Origin of the sequence: Flaviflexus ciconiae, assembly GCF_003971195.1 — a bacterium.
Classification (GTDB): Bacteria; Actinomycetota; Actinomycetes; order Actinomycetales; family Actinomycetaceae; genus Flaviflexus; species Flaviflexus ciconiae.
Genome location: NZ_CP034593.1, coordinates 126,342 through 150,387, shown reverse-complemented (window position 1 = coordinate 150,387; position 24,046 = coordinate 126,342). Strand labels below are relative to the sequence as shown.

General features: G+C 59.6%; 18 protein-coding genes and 1 pseudogene. 5 read left to right on the top strand and 14 right to left on the bottom strand.

Annotated features, from left to right (window positions below):
* Nucleotides 1-22 precede the first annotated feature (22 nt).
* Entirely contained in the window at nucleotides 23-3,469 is a 3,447-nt protein-coding gene (gene rpoB, locus EJ997_RS00645; protein WP_126702859.1) for a DNA-directed RNA polymerase subunit beta, read from the bottom strand.
* A 1,011-nt stretch (nucleotides 3,470-4,480) separates the two neighbouring features.
* On the opposite strand from rpoB, the gene EJ997_RS00640 reads away from it, so the two are divergent.
* The 4 genes from EJ997_RS00640 to EJ997_RS00625 are packed head-to-tail and all read left to right on the top strand — an operon-like array spanning nucleotide 4,481 to nucleotide 8,209.
* Nucleotides 4,481-5,860, top strand: a complete 1,380-nt coding sequence (locus tag EJ997_RS00640) for an SLC13 family permease (protein WP_228201525.1) — start codon at nucleotides 4,481-4,483, stop codon at nucleotides 5,858-5,860.
* Complete coding sequence (locus tag EJ997_RS00635; RefSeq protein ID WP_126702857.1) at nucleotides 5,857-6,048, top strand: hypothetical protein; 192 nt, start codon at nucleotides 5,857-5,859, stop codon at nucleotides 6,046-6,048. The genes EJ997_RS00640 and EJ997_RS00635 overlap by 4 nt, the downstream gene beginning before the upstream one ends.
* Nucleotides 6,045-7,721 carry an ATP-binding protein gene (locus EJ997_RS00630; RefSeq protein ID WP_126702856.1) on the top strand — a complete coding sequence of 559 codons (1,677 nt, stop codon included), beginning with the start codon at nucleotides 6,045-6,047 and terminating at the stop codon, nucleotides 7,719-7,721. Before EJ997_RS00635 ends, EJ997_RS00630 begins: the two co-directional genes overlap by 4 nt.
* Nucleotides 7,718-8,209, top strand: coding sequence for a response regulator (locus EJ997_RS00625; protein WP_126702855.1), 492 nt, complete (start codon nucleotides 7,718-7,720; stop codon nucleotides 8,207-8,209). Before EJ997_RS00630 ends, EJ997_RS00625 begins: the two co-directional genes overlap by 4 nt.
* Nucleotides 8,210-8,400: 191 nt before the next feature.
* Here EJ997_RS00625 and EJ997_RS00620 read toward each other — a convergent pair whose 3' ends face one another.
* The 12 genes and pseudogenes from EJ997_RS00620 to EJ997_RS13040 all read right to left on the bottom strand — a co-directional run bounded on the left by EJ997_RS00620 (nucleotide 8,401) and on the right by EJ997_RS13040 (nucleotide 22,796).
* A complete protein-coding gene (locus EJ997_RS00620) occupies nucleotides 8,401-9,387 on the bottom strand; it encodes an acetylxylan esterase (RefSeq protein ID WP_126702854.1) in 987 nt (328 codons plus the stop codon).
* A gap of 18 nt (nucleotides 9,388-9,405) precedes the next feature.
* Entirely contained in the window at nucleotides 9,406-12,129 is a 2,724-nt protein-coding gene (locus EJ997_RS00615; RefSeq protein WP_126702853.1) for an FAD-binding and (Fe-S)-binding domain-containing protein, read from the bottom strand.
* A pseudogene (locus tag EJ997_RS00610) lies at nucleotides 12,114-12,989 on the bottom strand (N-acetylglucosamine kinase); the annotation flags it as partial. The gene EJ997_RS00615 and the pseudogene EJ997_RS00610, both read right to left, overlap by 16 nt.
* A 129-nt stretch (nucleotides 12,990-13,118) precedes the next feature.
* Complete coding sequence (locus tag EJ997_RS00605) at nucleotides 13,119-14,000, bottom strand: MurR/RpiR family transcriptional regulator (RefSeq protein ID WP_206501728.1); 882 nt, start codon at nucleotides 13,998-14,000, stop codon at nucleotides 13,119-13,121.
* A gap of 2 nt (nucleotides 14,001-14,002) precedes the next feature.
* Nucleotides 14,003-14,878 (bottom strand): ABC transporter ATP-binding protein, encoded by an 876-nt coding sequence (locus EJ997_RS00600; protein WP_126702850.1) that lies wholly within the window; start codon nucleotides 14,876-14,878, stop codon nucleotides 14,003-14,005.
* Nucleotides 14,875-15,771 carry an ABC transporter ATP-binding protein gene (locus EJ997_RS00595; protein ID WP_126702849.1) on the bottom strand — a complete coding sequence of 299 codons (897 nt, stop codon included), beginning with the start codon at nucleotides 15,769-15,771 and terminating at the stop codon, nucleotides 14,875-14,877. Before EJ997_RS00595 ends, EJ997_RS00600 begins: the two co-directional genes overlap by 4 nt.
* Nucleotides 15,768-16,775 (bottom strand): ABC transporter permease, encoded by a 1,008-nt coding sequence (locus EJ997_RS00590; protein ID WP_206501727.1) that lies wholly within the window; start codon nucleotides 16,773-16,775, stop codon nucleotides 15,768-15,770. Before EJ997_RS00590 ends, EJ997_RS00595 begins: the two co-directional genes overlap by 4 nt.
* Nucleotides 16,768-17,763 (bottom strand): ABC transporter permease, encoded by a 996-nt coding sequence (locus tag EJ997_RS00585; RefSeq protein WP_126702848.1) that lies wholly within the window; start codon nucleotides 17,761-17,763, stop codon nucleotides 16,768-16,770. Before EJ997_RS00585 ends, EJ997_RS00590 begins: the two co-directional genes overlap by 8 nt.
* Nucleotides 17,764-17,833: 70 nt before the next feature.
* Nucleotides 17,834-19,528 (bottom strand): ABC transporter substrate-binding protein, encoded by a 1,695-nt coding sequence (locus EJ997_RS00580; RefSeq protein WP_126702847.1) that lies wholly within the window; start codon nucleotides 19,526-19,528, stop codon nucleotides 17,834-17,836.
* A gap of 138 nt (nucleotides 19,529-19,666) precedes the next feature.
* Nucleotides 19,667-20,842: an exo-beta-N-acetylmuramidase NamZ family protein gene (locus EJ997_RS00575; RefSeq protein ID WP_126702846.1), complete on the bottom strand. Its 1,176-nt coding sequence runs from the start codon at nucleotides 20,840-20,842 to the stop codon at nucleotides 19,667-19,669.
* On the bottom strand, nucleotides 20,797-22,440 hold the full coding sequence (locus tag EJ997_RS00570; RefSeq protein ID WP_164719660.1) for a glycoside hydrolase family 3 protein: 1,644 nt from the start codon (nucleotides 22,438-22,440) through the stop codon (nucleotides 20,797-20,799). Before EJ997_RS00570 ends, EJ997_RS00575 begins: the two co-directional genes overlap by 46 nt.
* A 200-nt stretch (nucleotides 22,441-22,640) precedes the next feature.
* Entirely contained in the window at nucleotides 22,641-22,796 is a 156-nt protein-coding gene (locus EJ997_RS13040) for a hypothetical protein (protein WP_206501725.1), read from the bottom strand.
* Nucleotides 22,797-22,913: 117 nt separating this feature from the next.
* Between EJ997_RS13040 and EJ997_RS00565 the strand changes: the two genes are divergently transcribed.
* Nucleotides 22,914-23,498, top strand: a complete 585-nt coding sequence (locus EJ997_RS00565; protein ID WP_206501867.1) for an N-acetylmuramic acid 6-phosphate etherase — start codon at nucleotides 22,914-22,916, stop codon at nucleotides 23,496-23,498.
* Between the two features lie 121 nt (nucleotides 23,499-23,619).
* Here the strand turns inward: EJ997_RS00565 and rplL are convergent, their stop codons facing one another.
* Nucleotides 23,620-24,012 (bottom strand): 50S ribosomal protein L7/L12, encoded by a 393-nt coding sequence (rplL, locus tag EJ997_RS00560; RefSeq protein ID WP_126702844.1) that lies wholly within the window; start codon nucleotides 24,010-24,012, stop codon nucleotides 23,620-23,622.
* Between the last annotated feature and the right edge of the window lie 34 nt (nucleotides 24,013-24,046).

The window sequence follows — 24,046 nt, the reverse complement described above, 5'->3', positions numbered from 1 at the left end:
AACCCAGCCTTTTCTCCGAGAATCAGAATTCCATTGCACCGAAGTCTTCAAGACCGGTGGAGATAGCTGGCTTCTCCGCGGGCCTGAAGTCGTCTTCGGTATCCTGAAGGTTAATTGTGTTGCCACTAGCATCGAGCGCTTCGACGTTGAGGCAGAGGGAGCGCATTTCCTGAATGAGGACGCGGAAGGACTCGGGGATTCCCGGCTCGGGAATGTTGTCACCCTTCACGATCGCCTCGTAAACCTTGACGCGGCCAACGGTGTCGTCCGACTTGATCGTCAGCATTTCCTGCAGCGTGTGAGCGGCACCGTAGGCCTCGAGGGCCCACACCTCCATCTCACCAAGGCGCTGGCCACCAAACTGGGCCTTACCGCCAAGGGGCTGCTGGGTAACCATCGAGTACGGACCCGTGGAACGTGCGTGAATCTTGTCGTCAACCAGGTGGTGCAGCTTCAGCATGTACATGTAGCCGACCGAGATCTCATCCGGGAACGGCTCACCGGAGCGGCCGTCGAACAGCTTCGCCTTACCGTCCTGGCCAACCATGTGGTCGCCATCGCGGTTCGGGAGGGTCGCTCCGAGGAGGCCCTCGATCTCGTCTGGCTCAACACCGTCGAAGACGGGGGTCGCAACGGTCTGACCGGGAACACCGGTCACCGCGGTCTCGGGCAGGCGCAGAGCCCACTCCTCGCCGTCCATGCGGGCCTCGGTCGCATCCCAGCCGTTCGCCGCGATCCAACCAAGGTGAAGCTCGAAGACCTGGCCGAGGTTCATACGGCCGGGAACACCAAGCGGGTTCAGGATGATGTCAACGGGGGTGCCGTCCGGCAGGAAGGGCATGTCCTCAACCGGAAGGATCCGGGAGATAACACCCTTGTTGCCGTGGCGGCCAGCCATCTTGTCACCGATCGTGATCTTGCGGCGCTGAGCCACGTAGACGCGGACGGTCTGGCGCACATCGGCTGCCAGCTCGTCGTCATTCTCGGCAGAGAACTCGCGGACACCGATGACGATGCCGGACTCGCCGTGCGGGACGCGCAGGGACGTGTCGCGGACTTCCTTGGCCTTCTCACCGAAGATGGCGCGCAGGAGGCGCTCTTCCGAAGTCAGCTCGGTCTCGCCCTTCGGCGTGATCTTACCGACGAGAATGTCGCCGGCGTTGACCTCTGCACCGATGCGGATGATGCCACGCTCGTCCAGGTGGGACAGGACTTCTTCGGAGACGTTCGGGATGTCCCGGGTGATCTCCTCGGGGCCAAGCTTCGTGTCACGTGCGTCAACCTCGTACTCTTCGATGTGAATCGACGTGAGCATGTCTTCGGTGACGACGCGCTGCGACAGGATGATCGCGTCCTCGTAGTTGAAGCCTTCCCAGGCCATGAAGGCGACAAGCAGGTTGCGACCGAGCGCGAGCTCGCCGTCTTCCGTTGCCGGGCCGTCAGCGAGAATCGTTCCGACCTCGACGCGGTCACCTTCGGAGACAACAACCTTCTGGTTGTAGCAGTTGCCCTGGTTGGCGCGTTCGAACTTCGTGATCCGGTAGGAGCGGTAGTCGCCCTCGTCGGTTGCGATGCGAATGAGGTCGGCCGAAGCCTCCTCGACGACGCCCGCAACATCGGACAAGAGAACTTCGCCGGCGTCGACAGCCGCACGCTGCTCCATGCCGGTGCCCACGAGAGGAGCATCGGTACGCAGGAGCGGAACGGCCTGACGCTGCATGTTCGCACCCATGAGTGCGCGGTGCGCGTCGTCGTGCTCGAGGAAGGGGATCATGGCGGTGCCGACGGAAACCATCTGGCGTGCCGACACGTCCATGTATTCAATCTGATCGATGGCGAGCAGTGCGGGTTCGCCACCTGCCTCGCGACAGAGAGCTTCCTCGTCCATGAACGTTCCGTCGTCTTCGAGACGGTCCGTTGCCTGGGCGATAACGTAGCGGTCCTCGTCGTCAGCGGTCAGGTATTCGATCGTGTCGGTCACGACACCGTTCTCTACCTTCCGGTACGGCGTCTCAAGGAAGCCGAAGGAGTTGACGCGGGCGAAGGTCGCGAGCGAGCCGATAAGACCAATGTTCGGGCCTTCCGGGGTCTCGATCGGGCACATACGGCCGTAGTGCGAGGGGTGAACGTCACGGACCTCCATGCCGGCGCGGTCACGGGCAAGACCGCCCGGGCCGAGTGCCGACAGACGACGCTTGTGCGTCAGTCCGGAGAGCGGGTTGTTCTGATCCATGAACTGCGACAGCTGGGAGGTTCCGAAGAACTCCTTGATCGCGGCAACGATGGGACGGATGTTGATCAGCGAGGACGGCGTGATTGCCGCAGCCTCCTGCGTCGTCATCCGCTCGCGGACCATGCGGTCAAGGCGCGACAGACCGGTGCGGACCTGGTTCTGGATGAGCTCGCCAACGGCGCGAATACGACGGTTACCAAAGTGGTCGATGTCGTCAAACTCGACCTGGACGTCGTTCGGGCCACCGCAGTTCGCCTCGGCCTTGTCGGCGTGGAGGGCGAGGATGTAGTGGATGGCTCCGACAATGTCCTCGAGGGTCAGCTGGCGGCCACGGTTCTCCGGGTCGAGGCCGAGCTTCTTGTTGATCTTGTAGCGACCAACCTTCGCAAGGTCGTAGCGCTTATCGGAGAGGTAGAGGTTCGAGAGGAGGTTCTCGCCAGCGCGCGCCGACGGCGGCTCGCCGGGGCGGAGCTTGCGGTAGACGTCGGTCAGCGCCTCTTCCTTGGTGTGGACCGTGTCCTTCTCGAGGGCGTCGATGAGGATCGGGTAATCGGCGAATTCCTCGCGGATCTCCTCCTCGGTCATTCCCCAAGCCTTGAGGAAAACGGTCACCGACTGCTTACGCTTACGGTCGACGCGGACGCCGACGGAGTCACGCTTGTCGATCTCGAACTCGAGCCAGGCGCCACGCGACGGGATGAACTTCGAGGTGTAAATGAGCTTGTCGGACGTCTTGTCCCGCTCGCTCTCGAAGTACACACCGGGGGAACGAACGAGCTGCGACACGACGACGCGCTCGGTTCCGTTGATGATAAAGGTGCCTCCCGGAGTCATGAGCGGGAAGTCGCCAAGGAACGTGGTCTGAGACTTAATCTCACCGGTTTCCTTGTAGTAGAAATCTGCCTTGACGTACAGGGGTGCGGAGTAGGTGAGGTCCTTCTCCTTGCACATCTCAACCGTGTACTTCGGGTCCTCGAGCTTCGGCTCGGAGAACGACAGTTTCATGGTGTTTGCCGAGTTTTCGATCGGCGAGACCTCTTCAAAGATCTCTTCCAGCCCGGACTTCTCGTCCGGTCCTGCGCCGGCCCTCCATGACGGAGAACCAATCAGCCAATTGAAGCTTTCGGTCTGCAGACCAAGCAGATCAGGAGCTTGCATCGGCTCCTTGATCTTGGCGAAAGATACGCGGGCCTTGCGACCGTGCGAAGCGGATGCTGTCAAAGGCGAAGCAGCCAAGTGGGATCCCTTCCCTGGAGATGGTAAGGCGTATACTCACTCGTGCAGGGCAGGGTCGCGTCACTACCGACTATCCAACGGAGGATACACGTCACCCCACACAAGTAAGCGCAACTATTAAATGTACACTGTCGGCGCAGGCAGGTCTAGCCCTAACGCCTGTGTAAGGGGTCACGTATCGAGGCCAGACTACCCTGACTTCGTTATGAATGCCAGTATAAACCCTGCCGGTGCCCTCGTGTCTAACGAGATCACTCCGCGAGTGCGCCCGGGATCCTCAACGGCAATAACCGAGTTACTGCCCGAAAGAGAAGTGCTCCGGGGGTCGGGATGTGCAGTTCTCTCGCTTGGGGAGAACCGCGCAGAGCTCATCGCTCTACTTATTTGCTTTTGCATGCTCACAGTGCTGTGGGGCGTTGTGCGCTACCTGGGTCAACCAGGCTCCGATCAATAATATTCCCGATTGCCAAAACTCCAAAGACGGCAGGCCGTCATCGCCCACTCTCACCCTGGAAGGGGGCCGATGGACCATCTGAGACCAGTGGCGGGGCCACAGCAATGGACCCCCGGCATGAGCGAGCATCCCCGCCCGGCACGAGCATCAGGCAACCCCTCCTTGCATGGTAGTCCTCTCTTCATCACGCACGGCAGTGGCCGTCGCTTCCCGTCCTCCGGAGCTCACATCCTGCCCTCCGTAGCTCATTTCCTGTCCTTAGGAGCTCACTTCCCGTCCTCCACAGCAGGCAGCGTTGCGCAGTATCTCGTCGGCAAAGCTCCTCACCGTGCTGCCAAGTAGCCGAGGGAACTTCCTCAGCACCCTTCGCATTGTCCCGCTTTGTCCTGCTTTGCTGGGCTACGATGCAGGTGGTTCGTGAATCTTCCGGATCATTCCTTTTGCCCTAGTCCTAGGTCCCATTGTTAGTCAGGTTCGAAAACTAGAATTGAGCCATTATGAGCACGCCAATCAAAGGTGACACGGCTGCCAAAGCTAGCCGGAAGCAAGAATCTTCCATGAGCCTGACAAAGCGGGTAGGCCTCGCTGTTGGAATCCTTGCCTTTCTGTTCCCGCTTTTCGTTGACATCCCGAATCTAGAAGAGCCCGGCGAGCGGATGATGGCAATCTTCCTGCTCGCTATCGTCTTCTGGATTACCGAGCCCATTCCCCTCGTTGCAACAGCGGTTCTCGTGATTTTCCTCGAGGTGCTGATGGTCTCGACCGGGGCCATCGTCGAAGCGGGTGGCTCCGTTGAGGCCCTGCCCGCGGCCGACTTCTTTGCGGCTCTGGCCAACCCCGTCATCATCCTTTTCCTGGGCGGCTTCATGATTGCGGAGGGAGCGGAGAAGTACCGGCTTGACCGAAACATTGCCTCGGTTCTTCTCAAGCCTTTCGCCGGCTCTATTCGCATGACCGTGCTGGGGCTCATGATCATCACGGCCCTGCTCTCTATGTTCATGTCGAACACGGCGACCACGGCAACAATGTTCGCCGTTATTCTCCCGATCCTTGCCAATGTTGATGGCACCAAGGCCAAGGCCGGGCTCGGGCTAGCAATTCCCCTGTCCGCAAACGTTGGCGGTATCGGCACCCCGGTCGGCACTCCCCCGAACGCGATCGCGGTTGGTGCTCTTGCAGAGCGGGGCTACCAGGTCTCCTTTGTTGACTGGATGATCCTGGCGATCCCGCTGATGCTGGTCATCCTCTTTGCCTCCTGGTTGCTGCTGTGCGTACTCTTCCTCCCCAAGGAAGGGAAGATGGAAGTGGACCTTGGTAAGAACTGGGATAAGTCCCGTAATGCCAAGCTCTTCTATACCGTCACCGCTATCACGATCCTGCTGTGGATGACCGAGCCGCTCCACGGGGTCTCCTCGAACATTGTTGGCTTCTTCCCTGTTGTAGCCATGCTCTGCCTCAAGGTCATGGAAGGCTCAGACATTAAGAAGCTTGACTGGCCCGTTCTGTGGCTCGTGTCCGGCGGTATCGCTCTTGGCACCGGCGTTGGCGCAACCGGCCTTGATATTTGGCTTGTGGACTCGGTCCCGTGGGATTCGTTCTCTATCACGATGCTCCTGTTCGTGTTCGCATTTATTTCTCTGGGAATCGCCAACGTCATTTCCCACTCGGCCGCAGCGAACCTGCTCGTTCCTCTGGCGGTCTCGCTCGCGGTCTCCCTCGATAACGCAAACGTTGTCGTCCTTGCCGTTATTGTGGCGCTCGCCTGTTCGCTCGGCATGTCTCTGCCGATCTCCACTCCCCCGAACGCTATTGCTTACTCGACGGGCGTGGTTTCAGTGAAGAACATGGCGATCGTCGGAGTCATCGTTGGCATTGTCGGCACGCTCCTGCTCGTGTTTGCCATGCCACCGCTATGGGAGCTCATGGGATTGGTATGACACTCACCGGCCTCGTGATTGGAAGGGACGCGGCTACCGCCGAGGTAGCTGCGGTAATGAAGCGCGAGTTCACGGACGTCGACACAGTCCAGGCAGACAACATCGATGAGGCACGGGTAGCAGTACAGGATTTCGACGATTCCACCCCCTTGCCTTCCTCATCGTCTCGGTTCCTTTGGACGGGATGAATGCGGATGACATCATCATTCCGTTCCTGGAAAGGGACCCGCTTGCCAGGTCCATCCTTTTGATCGATAGCCCTTCGGTGACGGGGGTGGAAGAACTGGTGGACCGGGGCGGCGCCGATCTTCTCGTTTACACACCGTCTTTTGATGAGCGCCGGTTTGTTATCGACATGAAGAATCAGCTTCGCAGGTACTCCCAGCGAGCCAATCTGAAGAATCAGGAGCTGACGAGAGAACGGGAGACGTTTATCTTCTCCCTGCCACTGACCGATGACGAGATCATGGCGGAAATCGTCCGCGGCATCGACGAATGCCTCGGATATCAGCCCCGGGTTGTCTTGCCTGCTGGCGTTCGGCTCACCCAGGAGGGCTCAGACGCTGAAGAAGCCATGCTGTGTTTGAGCGGCCGGGTCTCTCTCGAACGGGAATCCCACGCCGGTAACGTCCTCATGCACCACGCCAGCACGGGACGAGTCATTGGCCTGCTTGCGCTGTCCAATCAGCGCACGGCATTTTTCACGTCACGAACAACAACCGAGGTCACCGGTATACGCATCACCTTTGAGCAGCTCAACCACGTGATCCGGACCAGGCCCGAAACCGAGGTCCTCATCGCCGTTCTCCTTATTCGTTCGCTCGACCGGCGGCTGCGCAGGGCGGAGGACATTCAGATTGAGAAGGTCGAGCTCACCGCCCAGCTCGAGGCCGAACAAAGGGCCCTCCAAGAGACCTATACGGCCCTCGAGGAGGCCCGGGCAGAGCTCATGAGCCAGGCCCGCTTCGCCACCCTCGGTGAGCTTGCCTCAGGAGTCGCCCACGAGGTCAACAACCCGATTGCCGCTATCACACGCACAATCGCGCACGTCACTGAGGACATCACAGACCTCGTTTCCCTTCTTCCTAAGAAGGAATCTGCTGCAGCCCAGTCCGCTCTTGCTTCCGCAAAGACCTCTCCCCCGCTATCCACCCGGGAGGCCCGCGCACTCAAGAGAACCTTCACGAAGAAAACAAATGATCCTGAGCTTGCCAGCAGGCTGATCCTTGCGGGCCTGCGGGAAAGCGATCTCGAAGGCATCACCCCGAAGCAGAAGGACCGGATCAGGGTAGTGGAGAAGGCGGCCTCAATCGGAACGGGCCTGCGCAACCTCCGCTCCGCCTCGAGCAGGATCAACAGCTTGGTTGACTCGCTCCGCTCCTATGCGAGACCGGACGGTGATCCGCTTGTCGATGTGGACGTGAACGAAACTATCGAGGACACCCTCAGGCTCACCTCGCACCGGCTCAAAAGCGTCGAGGTCATCACAGAATTCGGCGACCTACCCCCGATCAGCGGTTACCCGGGTCAGCTATCGCAGGTGTGGACGAATCTCCTCACCAATTCAGCCGACGCCGTGGCGGACCAAGCGGGCGCCGAAGTAACGGTCACAACAAAGAGGCTGGGCTCCGACTGGATCCGAGTCACGGTCTCGGACAACGGCACCGGCATACCAGCAGAGCTCCTGGACCACATTTTCGAACCCCGGTTTACGACGAAGTCGGGCCGGATCCAGTTCGGAATGGGATTGGGACTCACCATTAGCAAAACCATCATCGAGCGACACGACGGTCGGATCACCCTTGATTCCGGTGCCGAAGGGACTGTTGCGACGGTCGATTTACCCAGGGAGGGACCATGACACTGGCATTACTTATCCTCGATGACGAACCCGAAGTACGGGACGCACTCGAACGCGATCTCATTGACGCTGCCGGAATTCTCCGCATCGAGATAGCGGCCGACGTTGATGAAGCGTGGGAGGTTATCGACGAGATACATCGGGATGGCGATATCCTCGCTGTCGCGCTCTGCGATCACCGCATGCCCGGGACAGCGGGCGTCGAGTTCCTCGTCGAAATGATGGGAGACACCCGCACGGAGAAAACCCGCAAGGTTCTCGTCACCGGTCAGGCCGATCTTGCCGACACGATCACGGCCGTCAACGCAGCCGACCTGGACTACTACATCGCAAAACCGTGGACCCAGAAGGAACTGCATTCGGTTGTCAGCGACTGCCTCACCGACTTTATAGACGAGAACGACATCAATCCGCTCCCCTACATGAGACTCATTGACCGCGTGCGCGCCATGACAATCATTCGCGACCGAGGGGACCTCGGTTCATAGGAAGTTTCGGTACTCGTTGAGTAACAGAACTATGCACTTTCATTGCTTAACAACACGATGCTGTGTCAGTACAGTCGGGATCAATTCATTAACGTCTGCAGCCCGGCCATTAATTCATCAGGTAAGGTGCCTCGTCCGGTTGGAGACCGCCACAACGTAAGACACAGTTAATTACTCACATGGAGTATTTCTTAACCCTCGCGCAGAATTCCTTGGAGCCACCGGATTGCATGAGACGTGTGCACGATGCCGCCGCCCGCGTGCGCGTTAAACCTGTACACCTCCATCTCCGCCTGTCCCGCAAACCAGTTGTGGGCAGCGAAGACCGTTGAGGGCGGAGCCACCGGGTCCATGAGTCCCGTGGAAAACAATGCGCGACCACGAGCTCGCTTCGAGAAATTAACAACGTCGAAATAGGAGAGAGTCTCGAACACCTGGTCGACCATGTTCTTCTTAATCGCCAGATAATCCGTTATTTCCGCGTAGGGATAGGCGTCGGTCAAGCCGATCGCACGTTCGAAATTCGCGAGGAAGGGCACGTCGGCAATTGTTGCTGTCACGGGCGTTCCCCTCATGCCCGCCAGGGTGGCGGACACAAGAGCGAGGGCGCCGCCTTGCGAGCCACCTGCGGTCACGAGCAGCCCCGGGTCAATACCGTCGAGGTGCTGTGCGGTTTCAATGGCATTCGCTGCATCCGTATAGAGCCGCCGGTAATAGTACTCGGATGGATCGTGGATGCCTCGCGTCATGTGCCCCGGAATTGATGGCTGTATCGTCCCGATGTCGGGGGTGTCACCACCCCCACCCCACTGGGCTCCCTGTCCGCGCGAATCAATAACGAGTTCCGCAAATCCCGCGCTTGCCCAGTGCAGGTGCTCCTCCGGTAGGCCGCGCCCACCCCCGTACCCAACAAAGGAAACAACGATGGGCAGTGGTTTCGAGCTCTCGCGGGGACGAATAAACCACGCCTTGACCGGCATCTTCCCAAATCCGCAAATCGAGAGGTCCTCTACGATCAGCCGCTCCAGGTGCGGTGCACAGACCGTGCGTTCGAGAGGCTCGGGGTTCGCGGGATGCTCGGACAGCGTATCGAGCCAGAAGCGGTCGAAGTCAGCGGGTTCGGTCACATCGGGCCGGTAGGTGCGAAGCTGATCAAGTGAGTAGTCAAAGAATGCCACGGTTATTTCACCTCGTCCCTAGTCCAGGGCGCAATCGCGCAGGATCTGAAGGATGTGTCGATAGTGGGCACCTGTCGCACGGGTCATTCCTATCTCGCAGGTTCGATTACATGAGGCATGTGCAGTGCTGCTCAGTTCTGCCACCTCCTGGCTCTGACCAGCCGTGGCCGAGGCCGTGAGCTCCGGGTGCAGCATCCCCCTGTCGCCCGCAAATCCGCAACACTTCCACGCCTCGGGCACCACCGTAGTTTCAGCAACGGCTCGAGCCACCGCTTCGAGGTCCTCATTCAATCCGAGCTGGGTCGATGAGCAGGTGGGATGAAGGGTGATGGAGGACAGGCGGGTACCGACTTCCAGGAGGGGCAGAATCTCGCGCCGAGCGAAGGTGATCGCATCGATGACCTCGATGTCGATCCCTTCCATGTCGTCAACAAGGCGCGCAAATCCCTGCGTGCACGAGGTCGCATCCGATACGAGGGTCACGTTCCCGTTGCCGGTTGCAATGGCCGCCTCGACGATACTCTTCATCGTGTCCTTGCCCCGCCTTGCCCCTTTCGACGACCAGACCGTACCGCAGCACAAGGAGTCGACGTTGTCGGGAATCGATAGCAGGACGCCGACAGCATCGGCCAGCTGTAGCAGAGCATCCTGGACTCCGGGTTCCCCTTCGGGACCAAACATGGAATTGACACAGGCCGGTACGTAGAGGAATCGGGAGGGTGCCTCCCTCTCCCTGCGACGTCTACTCTTCCCTCCCGCCGGCAGATCGGGTTCCCACTGTGGGAGAACATTGGGATCAAGAATGCGGCGACCCGCAGCATTCAACGAACGCGTGGCCTTCTTTAGGGGGCCCGGCAGCACATTTGCAACCGTGAGGCCGGTTGCCGCGACGCGAGTGAATGCACCCCAGTGTCTCGCAGCCACATCCCATCCCCGGTCCGCGATCGGGCTCATTGTTCCCGCGCGCTGGCCCTTCACCAGCTCCCCGGTATCGATACCGAGCGGGCACGCCACAGCGCACATCGAATCCGCCGCACAGGTGTCGACCATGCTGTACTCGTACTCGGCGGGAGCATCGCTGGGATGGAGAGCACCTGTTGCCACGTTTCTCATCGTTGCAATGCGCTGGCGCGGAGTGAGCGTCAGGTCCTCGGATGGGCAGACGGGTTCACAGAACCCACATTCCGTACACCGGTCAAAGGAGGGGTCGACGGCCGTCGATTCCTTAAAGTTCTGCAGATAAATGCGATCGTTGTCGGACAGGATTGCGTCCGGGTTAAGAATGCCGTGGGGATCGATCAGCTTCTTAATATCCCGCATGATCCCATACAGTTCCGGGCCGTATTGGCGTTCGACAAATGGTGCCATGACTCGACCGGTCCCGTGTTCCGCCTTGAGCGTCCCTTCCCGGCTAAGAATGAGGTCAACCATGTCCTCGGTGAAGCGCTCATATTTGTCTCGCGCACGGTCATTCCCGAACGTATCGGTCAACATGAAGTGGATATTTCCGTCCTTGGCATGCCCAAAAATCACGGAGTTTTCATATCCGAACTGATCAAAAAGAACCGAGAGGTCCTCGCACGTGTCGGCGAGTTTTGCCACGGGGACGGCCACATCCTCCAAGAGCGCCGTGCTGCCGCTGGGGCGAGCACCAGCCACCGAGGTGTAGAGCCCTTTACGGAAGCTCCATAGAGCGGAGCGAGTTGCTGAATCCGTGGTCGAGTCAATCTTCGAATCAATGGGGAGGTCGCGGAGCACGTGTCGGAAATCCCTGACTCGTTCGGCCAACTCATCGCTCGTCGAGCCTTCGTGCTCGACGAGCAAGGCCGCCTGACCGAACACATCCAGATCACGTACGAGTCCCGGCACACCAGGGATTACCTTCCCTACCGTGAGGGATTGGGCATCCATCAGCTCAATCGCACTTGCCCCTGTGCCCTTTAGAGCTTCCAGCGAGCTCATGGCATCGAATACGGAGGAGAAGACGAGGAGCGCGGTGGAGGCATGCTTCTTCTTTTCGACCGTTCGGAACGTTGCAGACCCCACGAATCCCAGCGTACCTTCGGAGCCAATGAGGAGATGCTCGAGGATCTTGGCCGGAGTCGCGTGATCGAGAAAGGAGTTGAGGCCGTATCCCATCGTGTTTTTCAATGAGAATTGGCGTCGAATGTGGCCCACAAGATCCGGGCGGTTCATAATCCGAGCTCGCAGGTCAAGAAGCCCCGTGCTGATGGCGTTCTCGCGGCTGTGCAGGTGATGGTCAGCATCAGCTGCACCGGTTTCGATCATCGTTCCGGACGGGAGAACCACGGTAAGACTGTCGATCGTCTCGTACGAATTTAATTCTGTTCCGCAGGTCATGCCCGAGGAGTTGTTCGCCACCACGCCCCCGATCGTGGCAGCTCCTTCCGAGGCCGGATCGGGGCCAAGCTTTCGGTGGTATGGGCTGAGGACGGCATTGGTATACCGGAGGGTCGTACCCGGCTGGCAGGTTACTCTTCCACCATCATCGCGCACCTCTACACCGCGAAAGTTCGTTCTTACGTCGACGAGAAGCCCCGCCCCTTGTCCCTGACCCGACAGGCTTGTGCCACCGCCCCGGAAAGTGACAGGCCGCGACGGGTTTGCTTTCAGCAGCGACGCCACGTGCTCGATATTGTCTGCTCGGACAACAGCGTCCGGCACTACGGCAAAGTGAGAGGCATCGTGCGCCAGTGCCTGCCGCATTAGTTCATTGGCCATCGTCCCGTCATCTTCCTCTTCGCCAGTTCCACGGCCCCCTCGACACCATCCAAGCCCTTGATGAGGTTGAAGCCTTGACCGCGCAACTTCTCCCGCAGGCCGTTCCCGATCGGGTTGTCACCAGCCGCGATAGAGCCGGTGAGGACTATGTTGGTGGCGTCTTTTCCGGCAGCCGCATGGACAGACTGAACGAGCTCATCAATCGCCTGCGCGACGATCTGCCCAGCAACCTCATCGTCTCGCGCCTGTGCAGTATCAAGGTGCATGGACAGCGCGGCAACGCGGTTCGGGGGCTGTTTGTAGAAATTCCCAATCCAGTCGTGCGGGCTGACCCCATCAAGGACGAGACCCTCAAGCACGGTCGCCGGGCCACGGTCCGTGGCAGAATCCAAAGCGGCTCGAGCCACCGCCATCCCCAGCCATGCGCCGGCACCACGATCGCCGAGGATGTAGCCGTAGCCGTCAATGATCCGGTCGACAGCGATGCCCCGAATCGTGGCGGCTACTGCCCCGGTGCCCGCCACCAGGATGACACCGTCTGCCGGAACTTCCACCCCGGGCTGCGCCAGTGCGGACCAGTAGCCAACAACAAGGTCGGAACACACGGTTGGGGTTCCGGGTAGCCCCACGGATCGCCACGCATCAACGGTGGCCTGCGTCATGGCATCCGGGCCACTGAGAAAGCCTGCGAGACCCGCGACTCCAGCTAGAATACGAGCTCGGTCGCCCTCGGGGATCTTGTCGAGGGCACGGCGGAGAACATCGGTGAGAGACCTATACGGATCGGAGCCGGAGTTCGGATTGACTCCCCCACCGAATTCCGTCGACACAACGCTACCGTCGGCCCGCTCAATCCGTACCCGCGAGCGCGTCCCCCGCCGTCTATGCCGAGGACAAGACCATCGTCAAGCTCTGCACTCAATCTCGTAACCCCGCACATCCCATCACACTCGTTCGCCCATCACTCTCGCGAACTATGCCGATCATCCTCATGGCTTGTAATGCCTTCTGGATCGGGAATCCTCGATGGCGGCCCTGGTAACCTCCAGGGCCCTAATGGACGCTTCAAAGGTCTGCTGCGCAATCGCAACGAAGAGGCAGTCCACAATCATGAGCTGGGCGAGTCTGGAACCGGTGGCCCCCGACCGGAATGTGGTTTCACGGGCCGCGGTCAGGAGCGTCTTGTCGGCCATCTTCGCCAGCGGGGAATCTGGCGAATTGGTTACGCCCACAGTTGTCGCACCATTGGCCCCTGCAATCCGTAGTGCCTCCAACGTATCGACCGTTGACCCGCTGTGAGAGAACCCGAATGTGACGGTCTTGTCTGTCGCGAGTGCGGCAATCGTGATGGCACGGTGGGGGTCAATCGAGCAGTCTGTCACCAGCCCGATTCGTTCCAGCTTCTGCTCGAAATCCAGCGCAACGAGACCCGAGGCGCCAACGCCGAAGACCTGGATGCGCTCGGCCGCTACGACATCGGCGACAACAGCCGAGAGATCGCTCAGGGAGAGCATCCGGGACGTGTCCTCGACGGACTTCAGGTCCGCGTACGCAATCTTTTTGACGACAGAATTCAGGCTATCGCTGGGGAGAATATCACCCGTATCGCTGTAGACTTCTTCCGCTTGGCTCCTGGCACCTGCCTCGTGGGCGAGTCCGATCCGCAGTTCCGAATATCCCGCAACCCCTACCTCTCGGCAGAACCTCACGACCGTTGTCTCCGAGGTTTTGGCTTCCACAGCAAGCGATCCGATTGACATGGTCGAAACCCGCGAAGGATCGGCAACGATGATCTCCCCAACTCGTCTCATCGCAGGCTGCAGATCGGGAAGCTTCCTCCGGATGACGGCGCTGAGTGGTGCTGCGGTCATGTTCATTGCTCCTCTACGAGTGTTTCCACCGTGTCCAGGGCGGAGTCCGAGCCAGACCGAGCCAGTTCTTCTTGGACACTTGCCCGGAGCTTACCGTAGTTGGCAGGAGATGGCGCCGCGGCGAGCAGCTTCTTCGTGTAGTCGTGTTGCGGATTGAGGATGACCTCGTCGGATGGCCCCTGCTCGACGATGTTTCCGCGATAGAGGACGATGATTTCATCGGAGAAGTGCCGTGCCGTCGCGAGATCGTGGGTGATGTAGAGAACCCCGAGATTGTCCTCCCTCTGGAGCCGTGCCAGCAGGTTCAGTACGGAGAGCCGAATCGACACGTCGAGCATGGAGACCGGCTCGTCCGCCACCAGGTACTTCGCACCGGGGGCAAGCGCGCGGGCGATAACCACGCGCTGGCGTTGACCACCCGATAGCTCGTGGGGTTTACGGTGCGCATAGGTTTCCGGGGGTGTGAGGTTCACACGTGAGAGGAGCTCATTCACCTGCTCCGCTACTTCGTCCTTCGACCGTGCGCGACCGTGGATCTTGAGTGGCCGACCGATGTGGTGAGCAATCGTGTGGAAGGGGTTTAGGGAGGCAAACGGATCCTGGTAGACCATTTGAACGAGCTTGAGATAGTCACGGCTCTGGGATCCCCGGACATCCGAATGCAGGCCCTCGACGGTAATGGAACCCTCGGTAGGTTGTTCGAGCCGCATGATCATCTTCGCGATTGTCGACTTTCCCGAACCAGACTCTCCGACGATTGCAATCGTCTTCCCCGGTTCCAGCGTGAGCGACACGTTGTTCACGGCACGTAGCTTCGAGGATTTCAGGCCCTTCCGGATCCGGAATTCTTTCGACACATTGTCAACAATGAGACTCATCGACGTACCTCCTCGCTCTGCCCCCGGACAAACGCACCTTCGTCCCCGAAGAGTGCGGGGAAGGAACCGAGGAGCTTCTTCGCGTACTCGTGTTGTGGATTCTCGTAGATGCTTTGTGCGGTGTTGAGTTCCACGATTCTGCCCTCCCTCATGATCGCGATCCTGTCCGAAATCTCGAGGAGGAGTGGTAGATCATGGGTGATAAAAATGACCGCGAAATCGAGCTGCTCGCGCAGTTTCATGATCTCTCGGAGAATCTCACGTTGGACGACAACATCGAGGGCCGTCGTCGGCTCATCCATGATCATGACCTGGGGATTGAGGGCGAGCGCCATGGCGATCATGACGCGCTGCCTCATACCGCCAGATAGTTCGTGGGCGAACGCGTTGATTCTCTCGGGGTCCACCCCAACGATTTCCAGGAGCTTCCTGGACGCTTCTTCCTTCGCCTTCTTCGACATGTTCGGCCGATGCGTCTTAAAGACATCGTGGAGCTGGGCGCGCACCGATAGCACCGGGTTGAGGGCGTTCATTGCACCCTGAAATACCATGGATATTTTGTTCCACCGGAAAGCGCGCAGATCATCACCATCGAGCTGCGTCACGGCAATATCGGTTCCATCCCGATCGTGGAACGTGACGTCACCGCTTGTCAGGGTGGCGGGGGGCTTCAGCAGCCGGTTGATACCGTAGGCCAAGGTGGACTTTCCGCATCCGGACTCCCCGGCAAGGCCCAGGATCTCACCTCGATTGAGAACGAGATCGACATTCTGCACGGCCCGAACCGGTGGTTGCACGTGATAGGTAACGGAAATACTCGACGCCGACAGGACCGGGGTGTGAGTGCGCAGGTATTCTTCGTGATCAGCCGTCGTGAGCGGTAGCGTACTCATCGTTTTTGCGCCTTTCGTGTGCGTCGTGCCTGCTTCTTGGCCTTGCGGACTTGCCGCACGGCCTCCGGTGCAAGTTTGAGCTTCGGGTTGATAGTTTCATCGATCGCAAAGTTGATGAGGGACAGGCCGCACCCCAGCATCGCGATCAGCAGCCCTGGCGGCACAAACCACCACCAGGCACCCTGATGGAATGCACTTTGGGTGGAGGCATCATTCAGTATGGTGCCCCACGTGATCGCACCGGAGGGGCCCAGTCCCAGATAGGAAAGACCCGCCTCGGAAAGAACAGCGAGGACCACTGCCGAGAGGAACATCGACGACAAGAGCGGGAGCAGGTTGGGGAGGATCTCCACGAGAATAATCCGGAACGTTGACTCTCCCGATGTCTTCGCCGCCGCCACATAGTCTCGGCTCCGCAATGACTTTGCCTGGAATCTCAGGACAACCGCTGAGCCTGCCCACGAGGTGAAGCCGAGGACAACGGCAATCATCCACATGGAGCGGGTCTCGAGGTAGGTTGCGATGACGACAACGAGCGGCAGGCCCGGAATCACCAGCATGATGTTGGTGGCAAGAGACAGGATCTCGTCGACGATCCCGCCACGGTAGCCCGCGACGATACCGAAGAAGAGGGAGCAGATCACGGCGATGAGGCCGGCTGTCGCACCCACCATGAGGGAACCAGCAGCGCCCTCGGCAAGCTGAGCCAAGAGATCGGCACCAAGGTTGTTCGTGCCGAGGGGGTTTTCTGCCGATGGCGGTGAGGTGACGGGGTTATCGTAGTTGCGTGGGTCCTGGGTGAGGCCCGGCCCGATGATGGCAAAGACGACCACGATCAGGGTCAGGACGATACCAATGCCGAGCTTCACGTCAATCCGACGCCTGCGCTTGCGGGGAGCAACAGTTGCTTCCGTGCGGATCCCCTCCATCCGCTCATCCACCGTTTCTTGGGTGGTCAGATCGAGCGGAGCGTTTGGGAGGTGTTCTTCATGAGAGTTAGACATTGCTACGAGTCCTCGGGTCGACGAATCCATAGACAAGATCCATGATGAAATTGGCGAGCAGGACGGTCACGGTGATGACGAGGAAGACACCCTGCATGAGAGCGAAGTCCTTGTCTTGGACCGCCGTGATGAGGAGTTTTCCGATCCCCGGATAGGAGAACACCTGCTCCATTACGATCGAGCCGGCAACCACGAAGCCCAGCGTGATCCCGAAGCCAGCCAGCGATGGCAGCACTGCGTTTCGTCCCGCGTACCAGAAGAAGATGCGCGACTTCCGCAGGCCCTTGGCCTCGGCTGTGGTCACGTAGTCCTCTGACATGATCGACACCATCATGTTGCGCATGCTCAGCACGTATCCACCAACGGAGGCAACGATGATGGTGATGGCGGGGAGTATGCCGTGATAAATCACGGAAGAAATGAAGCCCCAGGATAACTCTGGCCCGGCATAGAACTCCCGCAGGGAATAGCCTCCGATAATGGGGAACCATCCGAGCGAGACAGAGAATACGGCTACAAAAATGAGGGCGAGCCAGAAATAAGGAAGCGACTGCAGGAGTGTCATGGCGGGGATGAGCGCGTCAGCTGCGCTTCCGCGCTTCCATCCGGCAAAGGCGCCAATAGCCACGCCCATAATGAAGGAGATGATGGTCGTGAGCCCAACGAGCCCCAGCGTCCATGGCAGAGCCGAGCCGATCAGGTCAGTCACCTTGGCGGGAAACATCGAAGACGAGACACCGAGGTCTCCCCGGAAAATGTTGCCCCAGTACTCGACGTATTGATCGAGCATGGACGAGTCATCTGCACCGAAGATCGTATCGATCGACCGGCGCATCGCCGGGGTAATCTCGCCACCACGGCGCATGATCTTGTCCATGAAGATCGTGCGAGGGTCACCGGGCATAAGCCTGGGCAGCAGAAAGTTCAGCGATACGGCTGCCCACAGCGTGACAACGTAGAAAGTAAGGCGCCTGAGATAGTAATTCATGCGGCGCAGCTCCTTCACATCAGAGAGGTGGGTGGGGAGCACCTACGCACACCCCACCCACCTCTATCAACTACTCGGCGTACTCCAGCGAGGAGAGCACGTAGGCGGCAGATACGCCATCCCAAGAAGCGGGGAAGACGTACAGGTCGTCTTCACTCGGCCATCCCGTGAAGTTCGTCTGGTTGTAGAAAGTCTGCGAACCAGCGTGGAACAGCGACAGGTACGGCACGTCTTCGACGATGTGACGCTGCACCTCGGCGTAGAGCTCCTTCAGCTCCTCTTCATCATTCGTGGCTGCGGCGGCAGTAATCGCCGCGTCAACCTCGGGATTCGAGTAGCGTGAATAGTTCGTCTGGGTCGGCTCAAGCTGAGTTCCAACCGGCTGCGTGAACTCCGTTGTAAAGGAGTTGCGGTAGATCTGGAACGGATCCGAGGTCGGGGTTCCGAAGAGCGCACCGAGGAAGATCTCGTAGTCACCGGTCATCCGTCGATCGGAGTACTGGTCCTGCGTGATCGTATTGTTGATGAGTTCGATACCGGCATCTTTCGCTTGCGCGGTCATGAGGTCGGCAGCGGCGTTCTGGTCAGACCAGCCCTCAACGGTTTCGATCTTGATCGACAGTCTCTGACCGTCCTTTTCGAAATAGCCGTCCGAGCCCATCGTGTACCCAGCTTCTTCCAGGATCCTCTTGGCCTCCTCCGGCTGAGCATCCTCCGGGTTGAGAGTATCGATACCATCGGCTACCCAGGCGTCATCACGTCCAGGCTGGACGAAGGCCGGCGAACCCAACTGAGCGAGGTTGTAGTATGCCTTTTCGTTGATTTCACCGCGATCGATCGCGACGCTCAGTGCCTGACGCACGGCCTTATCGGTTTGCATGCCCTGACAGCCAAGCTCCGCGTTCGAGCAAATGAGGCCCACGGTGGGGTTCGGGGAGGTCACGTTTAGGTAGCCCAGATCGGCCGCATTGATGATGGAGTCGGGCTGCGGGGCGAACATGGTCGTGTAGTCGAGTTCCTTCGACTTCAGCAGAGATTCGGCAGAAGCTGCGCCATCAATACCGAGGTACTGTACTCGGTCGATGGACGGACGCTCCGTGTCCCAGTAGTTCTCGTTTGCCACCATCGTGTATCCAGCATCGGTCGCCGAATCGACCATGAACGGGCCGGTACCGACGGGTGCGTCATCGTTAGCGAAGGTGACGAGGTCGTCCAGGTCGCTGTAGACGTGCTGAGGAACGATGTAGGTGGCACCAAGAAGCGAATATTCGTTTCGGAAAGACGGGATTGTGAAGGTGAACTTCACCGTGTTTCCATCGACTGCTTCCACGGACTCAATGAAGTCCAGCTGCACCGCATCATTGGTGAAGGAGTAAACAACATCGTCGGCGGTGAAGTCCTCACCATCGTTCCACTTCACTCCCTCGCGGAGGCTGATTTCCAGCTCTGTACCATCGTCATTCCAGGTAGCTTCCTCACCCAGAAGGGGGATCGGGTCCACGTCCTGGATCTTGTTGTACAGGAAGAGCGGCTCGTAAACCCCACCGAGTGCACCATGTAGAGCCGTCGGGGAATACGGGTTGAAGTTGGCAACGATCGGGATATTCGATCCTGCCCACACGGTCAGGGTGGGGCCATCCTTAACTTCACCATTGGTCGAGTCGCCAGTATCGTTACCCGTGTCTCCACAGGCACCAACCAACCCGATCATTGCTACCGCAGCAACGGCGGCAAACCGTCGAAGAGTATTTCGTCGTGATGACATAATTTTCCTTTCGAACTTCTTTGTTCGGCCACAAGCGTCCGAGCGCCCACTCAAATGGTAGGTTTATTACCTTCGAATAATCAAGCAGAAATGTTATTTACTTACAAAGTCGGTTTTAGACGAGCATGGAAGAACTCTTCAGTACAGGAGTTCGCCCATGTTTCCCCGAGTAATGGGTGCCATGACGTCCGACACTTGGCGGGCACCCGGGATGGCCTCCCGAAGAGACGATGCCCCCCACAACTTGTCAATGAAGTGCTGTGCCCCAAGACCGATATCGGGCGGCGTCAGCCACCCAAACCCCTCCCCTAGGTTCGCGGCCAGCATGAGCATCTCAACGCCGGTGCGAACCGGCTCAAAGAGACCTGGATCAAGCACGTGGACCTGGACCCCGACGCACACCTCACCGCGGTGCTTCGAGAATGTAGGAACAAACCGTGCCTCGCGAAACGCCACTCCCGGCAAGCCAAGGGCGTTGAGGGAGGCGGCGTAGCTCGCCGTGAGCCACGGCGCCCCCACGATCTCGAATGGTCGGGTCGTCCCACGCCCCTCGGACAGGGTGGTGCCCTCGAAGAGAGCAGTGCCGGGGTACACGAGCGCCGTATCCGTCGTGGGGAGATTCGGGGAAGGCATCACCCACGGCAGCCCGGTGTCCGCCCACGTCATGGACCGGCCCCACCCCTCCATCCGAATTACCGACGGCAATTGAATCCCGGCGCTCCGCGCAGCGTGCTGGGCGAGCTCACCGAGGGTCAGTCCGTGCCGAATCGGGACATCCAACCTGCCCACAAGGCTGGCAAAGTCCGGCTCGAGGCCCGGACCTTCTCTCGTCACCCCGTTGAGCGGGTTGGGGCGATCGAGGACATAGAAGGGGATTCCGGCCTGGATAGACGCGGTCATGACATCGATGACGGTCGCGGCATAGGTGTAGTACCGCGTCCCCACATCCTGAATATCGGCAATGACAGCATCCACACGCATCTCACGGAGAGCGTTGGCAATATCCGAGCTCTCGGCGGCGTACACATCGATGATGGGCAGGCCCGTTGCAGAATCTGTCGCATCCTGTTCCGTGAAGCCTGCCTGCGCCGTTCCATGCAAGCCGTGCTCGGGCGCGAGAAGGGCACGGAGTTGCCCCGTCCCATTCAGCGCATTCTTTGCACTCACAAGGTCGGCGGTCACCGCCGTGTCATTCGTCAAGAGCGCCCAGCGCTCTCCCGGCACCAGAGTCGGATCGGCAAGGAGGCGTTCGAGGCCCGTCAGCACCCTCACGATTGCGTCCGGCTCCCAGTCGACGGCACCGGCATCGGACATCTGCCGGTCGGGACCTCATCACCGACAAGCACCCGCCCCGCGGCCCGAACCGCACTGCCGTTGTCCCCGTAGGTGTACAGGAGAGGCACACCCGAGGGCACCGCGACCCCATCGTGCGGAGAGCGGATGGCAACCACTGTCACGCTAATTCCCGCACCGACAAGCCCGTCAATCACCCCGGCAACGTCGACGCCATCCTTCCACGCATCACGAAGAATGAGCACCGCCTGGCTGACATTGAGATCGGGGTTGCTCCACGGTCCTCCCTCGGCTTCACTACCGCCCCACAGCACCTCCCGCACATCGTGTCCAGCACCTTCCAGCATGCCCTTCAGGACCTCACCAGGGTTCACCCCGCGTTTTTGCGGATCAATGCCCGGGTGTGCAATGAGCACCGACCCCGACTGCTCGAGTGGGGAAAAGACCTCGGCATCACGAACGGTGAGCGATTCTCGAGCAACTCGCTCCGCGATTTCTTTGTGACGTTCGGACGAGAAGACATCAAGGCCGGGAATGTCACTGTCGTCGAGTCCCACCTTGAGTTTCAAGCGGAGGATCCGCCGAGCGGACTCGCACAGGCGCTCACGATCGAGCCTCCCATTACGTAGCGCGTCCAGCACCGCGGCGTATGCGCTGTGTAGATCACTCGGCATGAGGATCTGATCGACTCCCGCCAGGAGCGCCGACACGCATGCCTCGGCGGGGCCTTCCGGTCTGGCCGCGCCACCCATGTCCATGGCATCGGTCACGATAACGCCATCAAAGCCCAGATCCTCGCGCAGCACCCCCTGCACAATCGGCTTCGAGAATGTCGCAGCGTTATCCGGGTCAAGGGCGGGAAAGATCACGTGGCCGAGCATGACCGCCTCGGCACCCGAGCGGATTGCCGCTTCAAACGGAATCCGTTCGGTCCTGTCCCACTCTTCTCGGGATACGGGAATCGACGGAAGATCAAAGTGCGCATCCACCCGCGCGCTCCCGTAGCCGGGAAAGTGCTTGAGGGTTGACGCAAGTCCGTTCGCCCCTTGGGCTTTGACGAAGGTCGACACATATTCCGCCGAAACACGCGGATCAGACCCAGTGGTCCGAATATTCACGCCGGGATTATCTGCCACCATCATCACGTCGGCCACGGGTGCGAGGTTCTGATGAATACCCACCGCCCTCAATTGCTCCGCAGTCACCCTCCCCACCTCTGCGCAGAGGTCACGGTCCCCGGTTGCCACAAGGGCCATTGCCCCGGGCATGTGAACCGCACCCACCCGCACGCGAGCGACGGTGCCATTTTCCTGGTCGGTCGAAATCAGTAGCGGCACATCGGCTGCCGTCTGCAGGTCGAGCATGGTGGTGCGAATGTTTTCGACGGGCTCATGGTCCCCACCGGGTGGGAAGTAAATAACCGCACCAAGTTTGTACTGATCGATCATGTCCCGCAGCTCCGCATGGAGTTCCTCGGCACTCGCCCCGTCAGCGGAGCCAAACCCCATGACATTCTGCGCGGCATGCCTGCCGCTCGCCACGCAAAACAGTTGCCCTACGAGCTTTTCGTCGCTCCACTCATCCACGCTTTCGAGCGCAGACCGCACTGTCGTCGCCATTTCGTTCCTCAAATCTTTTTGGTATCGAGCAATAATCCTGGACCAAACACGTAGTATGTAAGATACTTTCGTAATACACTTCATTTTGGTCAGTTACCTACAACGATAAAGGGCCGGCTCCCAATCAACAAGAACGGAGACATGATGACCGACCATTCATTGCGAGCTCACACACGGACTACCGAGACCATCGACCCCGCCTACTCGAACCTGGACACCTTTTCGCCCACGGAGATCGCCACGGCGATGAATGAGGCCGAATCGCTGGTCACGCTCGCAATCGACAAGGCAATACCTGCGATCGGCCAGGCGATCGACGCAATCGTCACGGGGATGACGTCGGGCGGTCGGCTCATCTACATCGGTTCAGGAACGTCCGGACGGCTCGGGGTTCTCGACGCGTCTGAATGCCCACCAACTTTTTCCTCCCACCCCGATGACATCATCGGAATTATTGCCGGGGCGATGATGCCCTGCGCACTGCCATTGAGGGGGCCGAGGACGACGCCGACGCAGGGGCGCAAGATCTTCTCGCCCACTCAATCACCAATTGTGACGTCGTCGTCGGCATCACAGCGTCGGGGCGCACGCCCTACGTTCTGGGTGCGGTCCAGGCCGCACAGCGGGCCGGAGCCACGACTGTTGGCATCTCCAACAACGACGGCTCCAAACTGGGCTCCCTGGTCGATATTCCCATCGAGGTTCCCGTCGGCCCGGAAGTCCTCGCGGGATCAACCAGGCTCAAGGCTGGTTCAGCGCAAAAACGCGTGCTCAACATCCTGACCACCGCCACCATGGTTAAGCTGGGAAAGACCTACGGCAATCTCATGGTCGATGTCTCCCCGACCAACGAGAAGCTGCGTGAACGCGCAATCAACCTCGTCACTCGCATCACCGGAGCTAGCGAGGAAACTGCGCTGGAGACACTCGTGGCAGCACAGTGGCGAGTCAAGGTCGCAGCCACAATGCTCACCCACTCCATCAGCCCCGCAGAGGCCGAACAAGTCCTCGCAGGGAAAGACGGCAGACTTCGGCTCGCACTGGCCGACACCAAGTAGTCAGCACACTCCACGAGCCCATCTCCACAATCCAAATACTCGTCTCCACAACCCACACAAAAGTTCCGGGGAAGGATTACCTTCCCCGGAACTTTCAAGTGTGACTCATTGAGTCAACAAGTTACTTGAGCTCAACCTTGGCGCCAGCGGCCTCGAGGGCCTCCTTGGCCTTGTCAGCGGCCTCCTTGTCGACACCCTCAAGGACAGCCTTGGGAGCGGAGTCAACGAGGTCCTTGGCTTCCTTGAGGCCGAGCGACGTGAGTGCACGGACCTCCTTAATGACCTGGACCTTCTTGTCGCCGATCTCTGCGAGGATGACGTCGAAGTCCGACTTCTCTTCCTCAGCAGCAGCCTCGCCACCAGCGGCGGGAGCTCCACCGGCTGCAACAGCAGCAACCGGAGCAGCAGCGGTAACTTCAAATTCCTCTTCGAACTTCTTGACGAAGTCGTTGAGCTCTACGAGGGTGAGCTCCTTGAAAGCCTCAATGAGCTCTTCGGGGGTGAGCTTAGCCATGCTAGCCTTCCTTCCTTCCTGCTACGCGAGCAGA